Annotated in this window: 13 protein-coding genes; all 13 read right to left on the minus strand. The window is 73.3% G+C overall.

Annotation, left to right across the window (positions count from 1 at the left end; translation table 11 throughout):
• Window positions 1-151: 151 nt before the first annotated feature.
• Window positions 152-934, minus strand: a complete 783-nt coding sequence (locus ACZ7DY_RS00730; RefSeq protein ID WP_471128188.1) for an SDR family oxidoreductase — start codon at window positions 932-934, stop codon at window positions 152-154.
• 69 nt (window positions 935-1,003) lie between these two features.
• Entirely contained in the window at window positions 1,004-2,344 is a 1,341-nt protein-coding gene (locus ACZ7DY_RS00735; protein WP_471128191.1) for a cytochrome P450, read from the minus strand.
• 40 nt (window positions 2,345-2,384) lie between these two features.
• Window positions 2,385-3,239 carry a class I SAM-dependent methyltransferase gene (locus ACZ7DY_RS00740; RefSeq protein ID WP_471128194.1) on the minus strand — a complete coding sequence of 285 codons (855 nt, stop codon included), beginning with the start codon at window positions 3,237-3,239 and terminating at the stop codon, window positions 2,385-2,387.
• Entirely contained in the window at window positions 3,233-4,087 is an 855-nt protein-coding gene (locus ACZ7DY_RS00745; RefSeq protein WP_471128197.1) for an alpha/beta fold hydrolase, read from the minus strand. The genes ACZ7DY_RS00740 and ACZ7DY_RS00745 overlap by 7 nt, the downstream gene beginning before the upstream one ends.
• On the minus strand, window positions 4,084-4,752 hold the full coding sequence (locus ACZ7DY_RS00750) for a substrate-binding domain-containing protein (RefSeq protein ID WP_471128200.1): 669 nt from the start codon (window positions 4,750-4,752) through the stop codon (window positions 4,084-4,086). The genes ACZ7DY_RS00745 and ACZ7DY_RS00750 overlap by 4 nt, the downstream gene beginning before the upstream one ends.
• Window positions 4,745-5,482, minus strand: coding sequence for a DUF6182 family protein (locus ACZ7DY_RS00755; protein ID WP_471128203.1), 738 nt, complete (start codon window positions 5,480-5,482; stop codon window positions 4,745-4,747). Before ACZ7DY_RS00755 ends, ACZ7DY_RS00750 begins: the two co-directional genes overlap by 8 nt.
• Entirely contained in the window at window positions 5,479-6,636 is a 1,158-nt protein-coding gene (locus tag ACZ7DY_RS00760) for a hypothetical protein (RefSeq protein WP_471128206.1), read from the minus strand. The genes ACZ7DY_RS00755 and ACZ7DY_RS00760 overlap by 4 nt, the downstream gene beginning before the upstream one ends.
• Entirely contained in the window at window positions 6,633-8,138 is a 1,506-nt protein-coding gene (locus tag ACZ7DY_RS00765) for an FAD-dependent oxidoreductase (protein WP_471128209.1), read from the minus strand. Before ACZ7DY_RS00765 ends, ACZ7DY_RS00760 begins: the two co-directional genes overlap by 4 nt.
• Window position 8,139: 1 nt before the next feature.
• The gene (locus ACZ7DY_RS00770; RefSeq protein ID WP_471128212.1) at window positions 8,140-8,997 is read right to left on the minus strand and encodes a class I SAM-dependent methyltransferase; all 858 of its coding nucleotides are present in this window, start codon (window positions 8,995-8,997) and stop codon (window positions 8,140-8,142) included.
• 70 nt (window positions 8,998-9,067) lie between these two features.
• Window positions 9,068-10,753 carry a GH3 auxin-responsive promoter family protein gene (locus tag ACZ7DY_RS00775; protein ID WP_471128215.1) on the minus strand — a complete coding sequence of 562 codons (1,686 nt, stop codon included), beginning with the start codon at window positions 10,751-10,753 and terminating at the stop codon, window positions 9,068-9,070.
• Entirely contained in the window at window positions 10,740-11,453 is a 714-nt protein-coding gene (locus ACZ7DY_RS00780) for a hypothetical protein (RefSeq protein WP_471128217.1), read from the minus strand. The genes ACZ7DY_RS00775 and ACZ7DY_RS00780 overlap by 14 nt, the downstream gene beginning before the upstream one ends.
• Before the next feature lie 154 nt (window positions 11,454-11,607).
• Window positions 11,608-12,795, minus strand: coding sequence for an acyltransferase family protein (locus ACZ7DY_RS00785; protein ID WP_471128220.1), 1,188 nt, complete (start codon window positions 12,793-12,795; stop codon window positions 11,608-11,610).
• A gap of 170 nt (window positions 12,796-12,965) precedes the next feature.
• Window positions 12,966-14,171 carry an MFS transporter gene (locus ACZ7DY_RS00790; protein ID WP_471128223.1) on the minus strand — a complete coding sequence of 402 codons (1,206 nt, stop codon included), beginning with the start codon at window positions 14,169-14,171 and terminating at the stop codon, window positions 12,966-12,968.
• Window positions 14,172-14,265: the final 94 nt, after the last annotated feature.

The following is a 14,265-nucleotide window of genomic DNA, read 5'->3' on the forward strand; positions in this document are numbered from 1 at the left end:
TCCGAGGGGGGGAGGACGAACCAGAAATCCACCCCCTCTTTTGTGGGGGGGGGTGTGGCGGTCTGTCCTGTTGTGCCCCTTTTGTCTTTTTCCTCCCCCCCCCCCTTCCCCCCCTCCCCCCCCCGCCGCCGGTTGTCGGTGTGTCAGCCGGTCACAGCGCCTTGATCGCACCGCCGTCGATCACATGGTCGACACCGGTGACGCTGCCCGCGACGTCGGAGAGCAGGAACACGATCAACGCCGCGACCTCGTCGGCCTCGATGATGCGGCCGGTGGTGAGGCCGAAGGTCTCCGGTATGCCCTGGACGAACGAGGCGAGCTCGTCGCCCGCCTCGGCCGCCACCTGCTGCCCGTAGCCGTCGGGCGCCTCCCAGATGGCGGTGCGGACCACGCCCGGCGAGACGGTGTTGATCCGCACGCCCAGCGGACCGAACTCCTCGGCCATGGCCTTCCCCGTCGCGGTGAGCGCCGCCTTCGCGGCGCTGTAGGCGACCGGGCTGCCACCGGGCTGCCGGGCGGAGACGGACGAGACGTTGACCACCGCGCCGCGGCGCTCGATCAGGCTGGGCAGCGCGGCCCGGCTGGCCCGCACGGTGCTGAGCAGGTTGATGTCCATGTTGCGCAGCCACTGCGCGTCGTCGGTCTCGAGGAAACCGGCGGCGCGCAGCTCGTCACCGGCCCCGACGTTGTTCACCAGCAGGTCGATGCCGCCCAGTTCCGCGAGGGCGGCGGCCATGAGCGAGGAGACGCCTTCGGCGGTGCTCAGGTCGGCCGAGACGGTGAACGCGCCGGTCTCCGTCAGCTCGGACGTGATGGTGCGGGCGGCGCCCACGACGCGGACGCCCTCCGCGACGAGCCTGCGGACGGTGGCGAGGCCGATGCCCCGGCCGGCGCCGGTGACGACGGCCGTCTTGGCGGTGAGGTTGAGGTCCATGGTGCTCCGGTTCTCGAACGGTGGGGAGGGTGGGGGTAGGTGGGGACGAGGGCGTTGGCCGGTGGGCCGTCAGGTGCGCGCCGTCACCACCAGGGGGAGGCTGCTCGGGTGCGGCAGGGAGCTGTTGGACTCCGTGATCCTTCGGGTGCCCGGTGCGATCGCCAGCCGCCAGCGGCCGACCAGGGTGGCCAGGGTCACCGTCATCGTGGTCTCGGCGAGGTGCTCCCCGACGCACCGGTGGGGCCCGGTGCCCCACGGGAAATAGGCGCCACGCGGCCGGTCCCGGCCGGCCGCCGGCTCACCGCGCTCCGGGTCGAAGAGCCGGGGGCGGTCGTACGCGGCCGGATCGCGGTGCATGGCACGCGGGCTGTAGCCGATCTCGGCGCCCGCGGGGACGAGGACCCCGCCGAGCTCCACGTCGTGCCGGGCCCGTCGGGTGAACAGCATCGGCGCGTGCAGCCGCAGCGTCTCGTCGACGACCTTGCGGGTGTACGAGAGGTCCTTGAGGTGGTCGTAGTCGAGCGGCCCGTCCGCCCGCACCGCCGAGACCTCCTCGTACATCCGCTGCTGCACCTCGGGGCGGACGGTCGTCTCGAACACCGCCCAGGTCAGTGAGGTGCCGGTGGTCTCAAGGGCGGCGAAGAGCAGCATGAGGAACTCGCTGCGGACCTCCTCGTCGGTGTAGGGCAGTCCGGTCAGCGGGTGGGTCGCCGTCAGCAGTGCGTCCAGGAGGTCGGGGGCGGCCGCGGGGTGGGCGCGGCGGTCCTGGATCAGTGCGTCCACCGTGGCGTGGAAGCGCCGCACGGCCGCGTCGAACCGGCGGTTGCCCGGCGTCGGCAGGGACATCAGGAAGCCGGGGAAGACCGTCATCGGGATCAGTCTGCGGGCGATCAGGAAGAGGGTCTGCCGGATGTCGCGCACGACGTCGTGCGGCAGGTCGGCGCTGAACAGGGCGCGCAGCACGACGGCCGCCACGAGGTCGGACAGGGCTTCGTCCGCGGCGACGGGCGTGCCGGGACGCCAGGAGAGGAAGAGCCGGTCGGCCTGTTCGGCGATGTCCCGGGTGTGGGAGCGGACGCCGCGCCGGCTGAAGGCGGGCGTGACGATCCGGCGCTGGTGGCTGTGGGGCGCCCCGTCGGACGCGATCATTGGATTGCCGAAGTGGCCGGCCAGGCCCTCGAAGAAACGGCCGCGTTCGAAGGCCCCGGTGTCCACCTGGATGCGGTGGACCAGGTCCGGGTGGTTGGCCAGGTACAGGTGGAAGGGGCCGAAGCCCACGCGGACCAGCGGGTCGGCGGTGCGGGCGGACTCGAAGAAGGAGAGCGGTCTGCGCAGCAGGGCGGGCGCGTGTCCGAGCAGGGGAACCCGGCCCGGCGCGGGCGGGCAGGGTGCGGTGGCGGTCGCCGGCATGGGTGGTCTCGGTTCCTCGTGGGGCGGTCGGGGAGGGGCGTCAGGGGCGTCCGGCGGGCACGGTGCCGACGGCGAGCGCGTTGCCCTCGCTGATGTATCCGTCGGGGGAGTCGAGCGGGTGGCCGGGCGCGGCGGGGTCGGTGAAGTGCCGCCACTCCTCGCTCAGGCCGAGCGCCAGAGCCTGCGCGGCGAGCTGGGCGCAGGCCGCGGTGTAGAAGTCCCGCGCGGCGGGGGACAGGGGCGTGTGGTGCTCGATCAGGACGGTCCGCTGGCGCACTTCGGTGAGACCGGCCCGCCTGAGGTGGCGGTACAGCTCGCGGGTGCGCAGAAGCTGACGGGCGTAGCCGGGCGATGCGGCCGCGGTACGGAAGAAGTCGCCGAACAGGTAGGGGTCGGCGGGCCGTGCGGTGATCAGGTGGGCGTCGAGCTCCTTGACGGCCACGGTGCCTCCCGGACGTACGACGCGGCGGAACTCTGCGAGTGCGGCGGCGAGTTCGTCGTCGTCGAGGTACTGCACGGTGTTGGCACACCACACGGTGTCGAACGAGTCGTCGGGGAAGGGCAGTTCGAGCAGGTTCGCGCGGTGCACCTCGACGGGGCAGGGCAGTCGCCACTCCGCGGCGCGGCCCGTGGCGAGCGTGACGTTCTCCTCGGCGAGGTCGACGGCGGTGACGCGGCCGCCCGCGCCCACCAGGGCGCCGAGGTGCGGCAGGAAGTCGCCCGGGCCGCACCCGGCGTCGAGCACGTGCTGTCCCGGTGTGATGCCCGCCCCGTGGAGGAGGTCGAGGTAGGGCTGCTCGCAGGCGCGGAAGTGGGTGTCGACGACCGAGTGGTGGGTGAAGCCGAGGCCCGTGGAGGTGGTGTAGCCCCAGTCCTTGTGGTCTTCGGTCAGCATGCGGGACCTCTGTCTCCGGCGTCGGCGCCGAGGGGTGCGGGGCGGTGGTTCTCCGTGCGGGCGGCCCGGCCGGGGCCGGGGGCCGCGGCGATGTCGTCGAGGAGCCGGGTCAGGGCCGCCGTGACCGGGCCGGGTGCTTCCAGGGGTTGCAGATGACCGGCCCCGGCCACCGTGACCAGTCGCGCGAGCGGCAGGGCGTCGGCCGTGTGCCGGGACTCGTCCGCGGTCACCAGCTCGTCCTCGGCCCCGGCGATCACCACGGCGGGCACCCGGGCGGCGCGCAGTACGCCGGTGGAGTCGGACCGCGCCGCGATGGCGCGCTGTGCCCAGGCGAGGGCGGCGGGGTCGGCCGCGCGGGCGTCGGCGAGGACACGGGCGAGGAGTCCGGGGTCGCGCTGCCGCGCCGTGGCGCCGAGCAGTGCGGGCGTGACGCGCTCGACCAGGGCCCGCCCGGCCTCCTCGTCCTGGACGGCATCGGCGAACAGGAGGCGCTGGGCGGCGGCTTCGGGAGTGTCGGCGGTGGCCCGCGCGGACATCAGGGCGAGCCCCGCGACCCGGTGGGGGTGGCGGCGCAGGAACGCCATCGCCACGTATCCACCCATGGACGATCCGGCCAGGGCGGCCCGTTCGATGCCGTGTTCGTCGAGGGTGCGGGCCAGGTCGTCGGCGACGGTGTCGAGACTGGGCGGCCCGTCGCCGAGCGGGGTGGCGCCGAAGCCGCGCTGGTCGGGGGTGAGGACCCGGTGGCCGAGCGCGCGCAACGCCTCCGCCTGGGCGTCCCACATCGTGGCGTGGAGCGACAGGGCGTGCAGGAGTACGACGGGTATGGGGGGCGTGGCAGTGGTCATCGGGACGCCGCCGCTTCCGCCGTGGTGATGAACGTCCTTACGTGTTCCGGGAGTTCACGGCCGCGGCGCCAGGCCACGGTGACCGGGGCGGGCGGCAGGTCGTGGACGGGCACCACCCGGATGCCCGGCGGCGCCACGTCGGCCAGCGAGAGGAGCGAGAGGTGGACCGCCTCGCCGCGGGCCACCAGGGCCATCATCTCGGGGATGGCGCTGACCAGGCGGTTGCGGCGGAGGGGGCGTCCCGCGGGGGTGCGCGGCGGTACGACCTCGTCCCACACGTACGCGGGGAAGGTGCCGGGCCGTGCGAAGGTGTCGTGGTCGGCGAGCTCCTCCACGGAGACCGACGCGCGGGCGGCGAACGGGTGCCCGGCGCCGACGACGACCGCGCGGGCGTCCTCGGTGAGGACGCGGCTGGTGACCAGGTCGGGTTCTCTGAGCCCGAACTTGACGATCATCAGGTCAAGTTCGTCCGCCCGGACGCCGCTGAACGGATCGGCGACGTCGTACTCGCCGAGCCGTACCGCGGCCTCGTCCCAGCCGGCGAGACCGATGATGTGGGACGCCACCGCGGGGGAGCCGTGATAGCCGAACCGGATGACCCCGGTACCGGCAGGGGCAGGGGCGACGGCAGGGGCACGTGTCGCGGTCGCGGTCGCTTCAGGCAAGGAGGGCCTCCTCGGTGAGCCCGGCGGCGGCCTTCAGCCGGCCGGGGAAATGGTGATCGGTGACCGCGCGCACGCGGGCCAGCGGTGCCTGGACCCAGGACAGGCACGGCACTTGACGGAGTGTCAACAGGTCGCCGGGGCCGATGAGTCCGTCCAGGACCGCCTCGACGAGCACGTGATTGACGTGGACGAGGGCCTCGGAGACGGTGCGGTCGGCGGTGGCCACGTAGAACTCGCGGTGCGTGCCGCGGCCGCCGGGGGGCCTGCCGGGGACCTGTACGACGGTGTCGGGGGCGTCCGGCAGCGGGGCCGGGCCTTCGAAGAGCTTCAGGAGCCGTCGCAGCCCGGCCGTCTCCGCCGCGGGCCCGGGGCCGGCCCACGCCGCCGACAGGTCGGGGGCCAGGTGCGCGAAGCCGAACCGGTCGCGCAGGTGGGCCGGGTTGCCCGCGAGGAACACGGTGCGGGTGAAGGAGGCGCGCCAGGAGTCGGCCCGCTCCGGCTCCACCCCCAGGGCGAACGCGCAGGTCTCGCGGACCCATGAGGCGAGGTCGAAGCCGCGGAGCACCACGACGGCCACGGCGCCCGCGTCCGTGTCCTCCGACGCGATGTCGCGCTGGGCCGCCAGGAGGCCGTCGTGGCTCTCCAGGTCGTGCCGCGCGCCGAGGCCGGGCCGTACCGCACGGATGCGGGCGGCCGTCCGCTCGCGCAGGTCCTGCTGGGTCAGGGTCATGGGAACACCGTCCTCAGGAGGTCCGACGCGGGCGCGGCACGGCGCTTGCCGAGCAGCCCGGAGACCAGCCGGTACGGGTCGACGTACTGGTGGTCCTTGCGATGGCGCGCGAGGCGCTCGCCGAGCGGATCCGGGGCGTCGGACCGGGCCGACGCGAGGAGTTGCCCGGCCCGCCTGACGCTCTGGTGCAGCAGGTCGGCGCGGAAGGACTGCTGCCTGCCCGGTCCGAGCATGGCGATGAAGTACAGCCGCATGCCCAGGCGGACGGCGGCCGGGTCGTGCCCGTCGCCCACCGCCCGCAGGAGCGCGCCCGCGTGCACGTCGTGCCAGCCGCCCTGCCGCGCGGAGCGGATCTCCCCGTCGATGGGCACCCGGCCCAGGCTGACCCGGCGCACGCTTGGCCCGAGCGCCGTGAGCACCCGTGCCAGCTGCTGGTAGTCGGGGTCGAGTTCGCTGTCGTAGACCAGGACGACCTCGTCGAAGTCCGCGGCCATGGGCAGGAGTTCGCGCAGGGCGCAGGCGAGGTAGTTGGCGCGGCCGTCGGCCGCCACCAGCTGGCGCAACGGCAGCCCGAAACGGGTGAGGTCCAGGTGGACGGGGCCGCCGACGGCACGCAGGTCCAGGCACATGCCGAGGCCGGCCAGGCGCTCCAGAGCGGCGTCGAGGGTGAGGCCGGGCGGCTGGTGGCGCAGCAGGCCCGGGTCGTGCAGGCCGAGCGCGGCGTAGTGCTCGCTCCACAGCCGCAGTACGCGGGTGCCCGCGGGGTGCACCCAGCCGTGCTCGACCGCCTCCGCGTAGGGGCGGAGGGCCCTGGCCGGGGCGCGGGGCGCCGCGCGGAAGGCGACGTACAGCTCGCCGATGCCCTCCTCGGTGAGGTCGGCGTAGTCGGCCTCACCGCGGGTGCGGTCGAGGAACTCCCAGAAGCCCAGGGTCTGTTCGGTGGGGTGGTACGTGGTGTGGCTGTAGCGGTAGGTGACGTCGGCCAGCGGCAGGGTCGCCCGGTACATCACGTCCGTCCACAGCAGCCCCTTGAGATGGCTGGGGGTCAGCGGCTTGGACGGGGTGACGGTGATCGGCGCCAGGAGGACGCGGCGGCGGTCCGGGAGCGGGGCCGCCGGGCGGGGTCTCGGCTGCTCCAGGGGGAGGGTCGTCATACGAGAGCCTCCTCGGCCGCAGCACCCTCGGCAGCAGCCCCTTTGGCCCCAGCACGCTCGGCCGCAGTCTCTTCGGCCGCCGTGACCGCGCGGACCAGCTCGTTCCTGCCGGGCCCTGCGGGGTCCACCCCGGCCGGTGGCCCCGCCCGCCGGACGCGGGCGACGAACTCCGCGTCGCCGAGCACCTGCGCGGGGGTGCTGAGCGACATGAGGATGCGTGTCAGCCCCCGCCAGACCATGCCGTCGCCGCGCGCCGCCGCCGCGATCTCGTCGAAGCCGGGCGGGCCGTCCGGCGAACGGGCCGGTACTGGTGCGGGCGTCCCGTCGGCCGCGGCCCGCCAGCGGGCGATGCGCAGCCGGTCCGACGCGGCGGACTGCTCGTACCAGGGGAGGAGCAGCTCCTCCGTCATCCGGGCCACGGCCTCGCGCTGCGCGACGTCGACATCCGGCCGCTCCTGGAGCAGGTCGGCGAGCCGGAAGGCGTGTTCGAGGGCGAGCGACATCCCGCGGCCGAACAACGGATTGGTGATGCAGGCCGCGTCGCCCACCGGGAAGAGCCCGGCGACCGGGAGCTGCCGGGTGCTCGCCGTGCCCCACAGGGTGTTGGGCGGAGCGGTGATCACGCGGACGGGCGAGATCGGCGAGCTGACGCCGCTCTCCAGCCAGGCGGCGAGCCCCGGGGTGGCACGGGCCGCCGCGGTGAACCCCGCCCTGCCGCGCAGGCCGTGCAGCGCGCGGTCGCCGGGCAGGGTGGCCAGGGCGATGGAGAAGGTGTCGTGGTCGCCCGGGTGCAGGACTCCGGCGTAATGGACGAAGATGTCGCCGACGGCGTTGCCGCGGTTGAGCGGGCCGGGGAAGGTGCCGGCCTTGAGCTGGTAGAAGCGGGTGTATCCGGTGAGTCCGGCGGGGCTCGTGCGGTCCGCTGCGAGCGGCAGGCCCGCGTCGCGCAGCCACGTGCGGGACAGCGCGCGCCGGCCCGTGGCGTCCACCACGATGTCGGCGGGGACACGGGTGCCGTCGCCGGTGACGACGGCACACACCCGGCGTGCCGTCCGGTCGAGTTCGATGCCGGAGACGGTGGTGTCGTGCCGAAGGGTGACGCCGGGTTGCCCGTCGGCAGCCCGGTGGAGCATCAGCTCCAGGCCGGCGCGGCGGATGCCGAGGGCGACCAGTTCGTCGTCGCCGGGCCGGCGCGCGGTGTCCGTCGCGCCCGCGGGCAGGGCGTCGGTGAGGTCGAGGGTGGGGGCGCCCGCGACCCGGGCCGCGGCGAGCACCTGCGGGAGCCGCTCGCGCAGGACGCGTACGCCGAGGGAGGTGAGGGTGTGCGAGTGCAGCCCCTGCGGCACGGTCGGGCGCTCCCACCAGGAGACGGCCTCGGCGATGGACCACTGGGGAGGTCTCGGGGCCCGTTCCAGGACCAGGACGCGGTAGCCGATGCCGGACAGGGCAAGGGCGGAGGCCAGTCCGGCTACGCTGCCGCCGACGATGACGGCCGACGGCATGTCAGCGCCGCCGTCCGTGGACGAAGAAGACCCGCCGCACGTCGTTCACCTCGCGCGGCGGCACCGGGTCGGGCCAGCGCCCGAAGTCCGCGCCGGGCTCCCCGGGCTGGGGGGCGCGCACGGTGAAGCCGTAGCGGTCGAAGAGGGCCTCCGGCTGGTCCGTGCCGAACAGCCAGGGGCAGCCCCAGCCGTCGAACACGTCCAGCAGGCCCCGCATCTGAGGGAGCGTCAGAGCAGCGGAGTTGACGATGTCGGCGGCGATCCGGCTGCCGGGCGCGGAGATCGCGGCGACCCGTTCGAGGATGCGGTGGGCGTCCGGCTCGGGTATGTAGTAGAGCAGCCCTTCGAGGAGCCAGGTGGAGGGGACGGCGGGGTCGTACCCCGCGGCCCGCAGATCGTCCTCCCACGAGGGGGAGGTGAGGTCGACGGCGACCTTGCGGTGGTCCGTGCGCGGCTCGACGTCGGGCAGCCGCTCCTCCTTGTACGCGAGGACCGCCGGGCGGTCGACCTCGAACCAGCGCACGCGGGCCGGCCAGTGAAGCCGGTAGGCGCGCGAGTCCATGCCGGCCGGCGCGAGCACGATCTGGGTGGTCTCCGGGTCGGCCGCCGCCTCCTGGAGGTAGTCGTCGAAGAACCGGGTGCGGATGGCGTTGTAGTCCGGGGTGCTCGGCAGGGTCCGTTCGAGGCCGGGCGGGAAGGTGGCCGCGCGGACCTCCGCGAGCAGTCCGGGACCGATGTCCCCGGCGAGCGCGGCGGCGTACGGGTCCTCGTACAGCCGGTCCGGGCGCTGGGTCTCGGCGGCGCGCAGGGCGGCGGTGAGCAGTGCGGTGCGCTCGACGGCGTCCAGTGATGCGGTCATGGCAGTCCTTGTTCTCTCGGGGGCTCGGGGTGCGCGGTGCTTCTTGTGGCGCGCAAGGCAGGCGTAGGGTTCAGTCGCGGGCCGGGCCCGTGAGCCGCGCCCACTGCCGCGGGTCCTGCCGGAAGAGCCGGTCCTTGACCTGCGTGGGGCGGATGCCGCTCGCGACCTGGTCCTGCCAGTCGCGCAGGAACGCATCGGGGTCCAGGAGGCGGAGCGACAGGGCGGCGAGCCGGCCGGTGGCACGCGCCGCGTCGTAGCCGGCCGACTCCCGGCGCAGCGCCCGGTCGAGCAGACCGGTGAAGCGGGCGGACTCGTCCTGACTCCACGGCGTCGTCGCGGCCACCGCGAACTCGTAGGCCGCGGGCGGCCGTTCGTCCGTCGTCACCCGGCATGCGGCGTTGCGCAGTTCGAGGCCGGTTGCGTCGAGAGCGCTCCGCAGAGCCCTGATGACCTGGGCGTCGCGCAGCCGCTCCCCGGCGTGGTCGGAGCGGTTGTTGCCGCGGCCCGTGTACTCCAGCCGGGGCACGCCCTCCTGGTGGTCGACGACCCGTACGACGTCGCCCACGGCGTAGCGGTAGAGCCCGCCGACGTGGCTGAACACGACGTGGTAGTCGCGGCCTGGCTCCAGCTCGTCGGGCCGCAGCGTCGCGGTGTCGGGGCGCAGGTCCTGGTCCGCGTCGGCGAACTCGTACACCGCGGCGGTCACGACGAGGCTGCCCGCCGTCCGGTGTCGGTCGAGGGCCACGCCCACCGGCCCCTCGGAGGCGGCGACGGGAGCGGGCAGCGCTGTCACGCCCGCCCCGAACTCCTCGCGCAGCCGGGGGAGATAGAGCGAGGCGAGCCCCGTCGTCCAGCAGAACAGCGCGCGCATGTGCGGCCAGATATGCGCAGGGCGCACGGTGCCGTACCGCCGCTCGATCCGTTCAAGCTCGGCCGCCCGCTCGGGGTTGGGGGAGCCGTACGGCACTCCGCCCAGGGTGCCGTCGCGCACCTCCTTGACGATGCGCGGCAGCCACTGGCGCAGCTGATGGGGGAGGGCTGCCACCATCGCGGGGTTGATGCCGATGACGCAGCGCACGTCGTTCTCCACCGCGAGGCGCAGCCGCAGGTACATCTTCTCCAGGTGCGCGTCGGCCGCGACCGGGACGGGGAGCGTCGCCCAGGGGGCACCGGTGCCGGGCTCCGCGGAGAGCGGCTCGCCGAACGCCGTGCCGAAGTCGACCTGGCTGGCGCCGACATGGGGCCGTCCGGACGCGGTGGTCGGCGGGGCCGGCAGCGGGTCGTGCTTGAGGTTGAGCACCGCGCCCGGGTGGCTCAGGACGTCCGGGAAGTGCTCGATCAGGGGCGCCCACGCGGCGTAGTAGAAGGGGAAGAAGGTGGTGCGCATGAAGCGCGGCGTCACCGGGATCTTCTTGTGCCCGCCGGTGCTGCCGCTGCTGGTGAAGAAGACGGCGGGCCGGTCGGCGGTGAGGACGCCGGGCTCACCCGCCGCGGCGCGCTCGATCCACGGCTCCAGATCCGCGTAGCTCTGGATGGGCACGGCCTTGCGGAAGTCGTCCAGGGTGCGGATGCGGTCGAAGCCGTGCCTTCTGCCGTACTCAGTACCGGAGTTGAAGTCGAGCAGGTCGTGCAGGACACGTTCCTGGTGACCCGCGGCGTCGGCGAAGGACTCCCGCAGCGCCTGCCGTTCGGCGAACACACGGGCGCGGTAACTGCGCAGCCGCTCGGGATCCGTCCATGACTCAGCCGAACTCATGGGTGAGCACCTCTCGTATCGCCGCCGCGGTGTCCTCCGGGCGGTCGTGTTCGCCGATCACGGTGACGGGCAGCGACTGGATCTCGTCCCGCATCGTCTTGGCGAGGTCGGTCTGGTAGCGGCGGAAGCCGTCCCACTCGGGGCGGGGGCCGTAGTACTCGAGGAGATTGAGGTCGAGTCCCCCGCGGCTGCGGCGCCAGGTGGTCTCGGGCGGTACGTCGAGGTAGATCACCCGGCGTGGCCGGGGGAAGGTGCGCCACCACGCGAACAGCGGGCCGTCCGGGGCTCCCGCGAGACGGCATTTGGCCAGGAGCTTGTAGTAGTAGGAGTCGACGAGGACGGGCCGCCCCGAGCCGTCGTCGCGCAGCAGCTGGTCACGCAGATGGACGACGGCGGTCTGCACCAGCGTGGCGAGGAACTCCGGGGACCAGGCGTCCGGGTGGGGCGCGACGTCCTTGACGACGTTCCTGCGCAGCCGGCCGATCAGGCCGTGCTCGGGGTCGAGGCGGCCGTCGTCGACGGAGAGCAGCCGCCACGGGGGCGCGGACCGGCCGAGGTGGTCCAGGGCGGTCGACTTGCCCGCGTGATCGGGGCCGAGCAGGACGCAGAAGGGCGGAGGCCCGTCGCCCGGCGGGATGTGGCGGTGCGGGATGTGGCCGTGCGGAAGGTGGGCATGCGGAGTGTGGGCATGCGGGGTCACGGTGATGTCGCTCCCTGGGCCGAGGTGGTTCGTGGTCGGGGGCGGTCGACGGGGAGGGAGGGGTGGGAGGGGTGCGGAGGCCGACGGTCTTGGCGCCGACCCCCGCTCGGCCCGCCTCAGCCGGGGGACGCTTGAGGCGGGCCGGTTCTTGGGCTCACCGGTCGGCGGGGGCCTTCTCCCGCTCGGCCTGCGGCGGGACCACGGGCAGGACCGGTACGTCGGCCGACCGCGGGCGCGGTGTGCCGGCGGGCCGGGACGAGCGTCCCCAGCGGGTCATGGCGGGCTGCTCCACCAGGGTGAAGAGCAGCCAGGCGAAGAACAGGCTGGCGACGGCGAACAGCACAGATATCCCGATGGCGCCCGGGGTCGACCAGGTCTGTTCGGCTCCGATGAGCCGGTGGCCGTAGTGCAGGACGAGGTCGTGGACCATGTAGAAGGCGAAGGAGACCTCGCCGAGCCAGATCATGACCCGCCCGCGGAACGGGGATTTGGCCCCGTCCACGTCGGCCTGGGCACCGGCGGCGATGACGAGCATGAGCGGTACGACGGTCACGGCGAGCATGCCGTAGATCGCCGGTACGTACATGACGGCGACGCAGGACGCCGCGAGCAGCGGAATGGCCGCGGAGAGCCGGACGGGGAGCCACTGGCCGGTGCTGACCAGGCGGGCAAGGAGGATGCCGAGGGTGAAGTCCAGCATCCGGACGGGCGGGAGGTTGTAGACGACGTAGAACTGCCGCAGCGGGATGTCCGCCCACGGGGCCAGCGGCCGCTCGGGGACGAAGAGCTGGACGCAGACCGGCACCAGCACGACGGCGACCAGGAATCCCGCCGTCCACGCCCAGAGGCGGTTGCGGGGGATGCGCAGGATGAGCCGGTGCAGGAGGGGGAAGGACAGGTAGAAGAGGGCTTCGCACGCCAGCGACCAGGCCGGCCGGTTGGTGCTGGAGAAGACGTTCGGGCTGGGGAACCACGACTGGATGAGCAGCGCGCCGGGCACGGTGTTGCCCCAGTTGAGCGCCTGTCCGCTCCACACCAGGAGCAGGGCGCCGATCACCAGGGTGACCAGGTGGTTCGGGTAGATCTTCATCAGCCGCCTGCGCCAGAAGGCGCGGACCGTGTCCTGCGGCCGCGCGGACCAGGTCAGGACGAAGCCGCTGAGGATGAAGAAGAAGCCGACGCCGACCCAGCCGAGGCGGTTGACGGTGTGGGTGAGGGTGTCGTTGACCCCGGGGTCGTCCCAGAGGTTCTCGATGGAGATATGGGCGAGGAAGACGAGCAAGGCCGCGATGAAGCGCATCCCCGTCAAAGAGGGCAGCCGTCTCTGCAAGTTGGACCCCACGGGTCGTCTCCAGTTCTCCTGCCGCCGGGCGGCGATACGCGATGGACGGGACGAGCAGAGGGAACGGGTTCTCCTCTGCTCCGTCTCCTTCTGTCAGGGGCCTGCCAGGGGGACTGTCAGGGGTCTTGTAGGGGTTCGGATCGGGGGCGGCAACTCGGGTGCCGTGGCGCCTAGTTGGACGCGGTGGCGGGGGTCGGTTCCGTGGTGGGGACGGCCGCCGGGGCAGGGGCCGGGTTGCGGCGGCCGAGGGCCGCGGCGAGGAACGCCAGGAGCAGGCCGCCGGTGGTGAGGAGGGCGCCGACGCCGTTCACCGAGGCGTATCCCATGCCGGCGCTGATGGCGAGGCCGCCGACCCACGCGCCGAGCGCCACACCGATGTTGAACGCGGCGATGTTGGCCGAGGAGACCAGGGCGTTGGCGCCGCCGGCCATCTTGATGATGTACATCTGCAGCGGGGAGAGGGTCGCGAAGCCGACGCCGCCGAGCAGCGCGAGGGTCGCGGCCGCCGCGGGCCGGTTGTGCGAGGTGAGCGTGAACAGGGCCAGCGTCGCCGCGAGTCCGGCGAGCACCACCAGGATGGTGGGCATCAGGGCGCGGTCGGCGGCCTTGCCGCCGAGCAGGTTGCCGACCACCAGGCCGATGCCGAAGAGGACGAGCAGCCAGCTGATGGCCCCGGAGCTGTAGCCGGCGACGTCCGTCATCAGCGGGGTGACGTAGGTGAACGAGGCGTGCAGGCCGCTGATGCCGATGGCCGTGATGCCGAAGGCCAGCCACACCTGCGGGCGCCGGAACGCGGCGAGCTGTCCGCGCAGTCCCTCCGCGGGGTCGGCCGGGGAGTGCGGCACCAGCAGGGCGATGCCGATGAAGCCGATGAGGCCGAGGGCCGCGACGACCCAGAAGGTGGACCGCCAGCCGAACTGCTGGCCGAGCAGAGTGCCCATGGGGACGCCGAGCACGTTGGCCAGGGTCAGGCCGGTGAACATCAGCGAGATGGCGCGGGCCCGCTTGGCCGGTTCGACCATGTCGGCGGCGACCACGGTGCTGACGCCGAAGAACGCGCCGTGCGCGAAGGCGGAGACGATGCGTCCGACCATCAGCAGTCCGTAGCTCTGCGCGACGGCGGAGAGCAGGCTGCCCGCGATGAACAGGGCCATCAGCGCCAGGAGGATGACCTTGCGGGGCATGCGCGCGGTGAGAGCGGTGAGCGCGGGGCCGCCCACGACGACGCCGAGCGCGTAACCGGACGTCAGCAGGCCGGCCGTCGAGATCGATACGTCCAGGTCGCCGGCCACCTCGTTCAGCAGGCCGTTGATGATGAATTCGGTGGTACCGATCCCGAACGAACTGATGGCCAGGGCCAACAGGGCGAGGGGCATGGACAACCTCCTGTCAGGTGTGTGCCGCCGGGTGCGGACAACGGAGTAATAATTGCACACGCCTCATACCCGCCAACGCACCTTACAGGACTGC

The organism is Streptomyces sp. NPDC037013 (genome assembly GCF_055607265.1).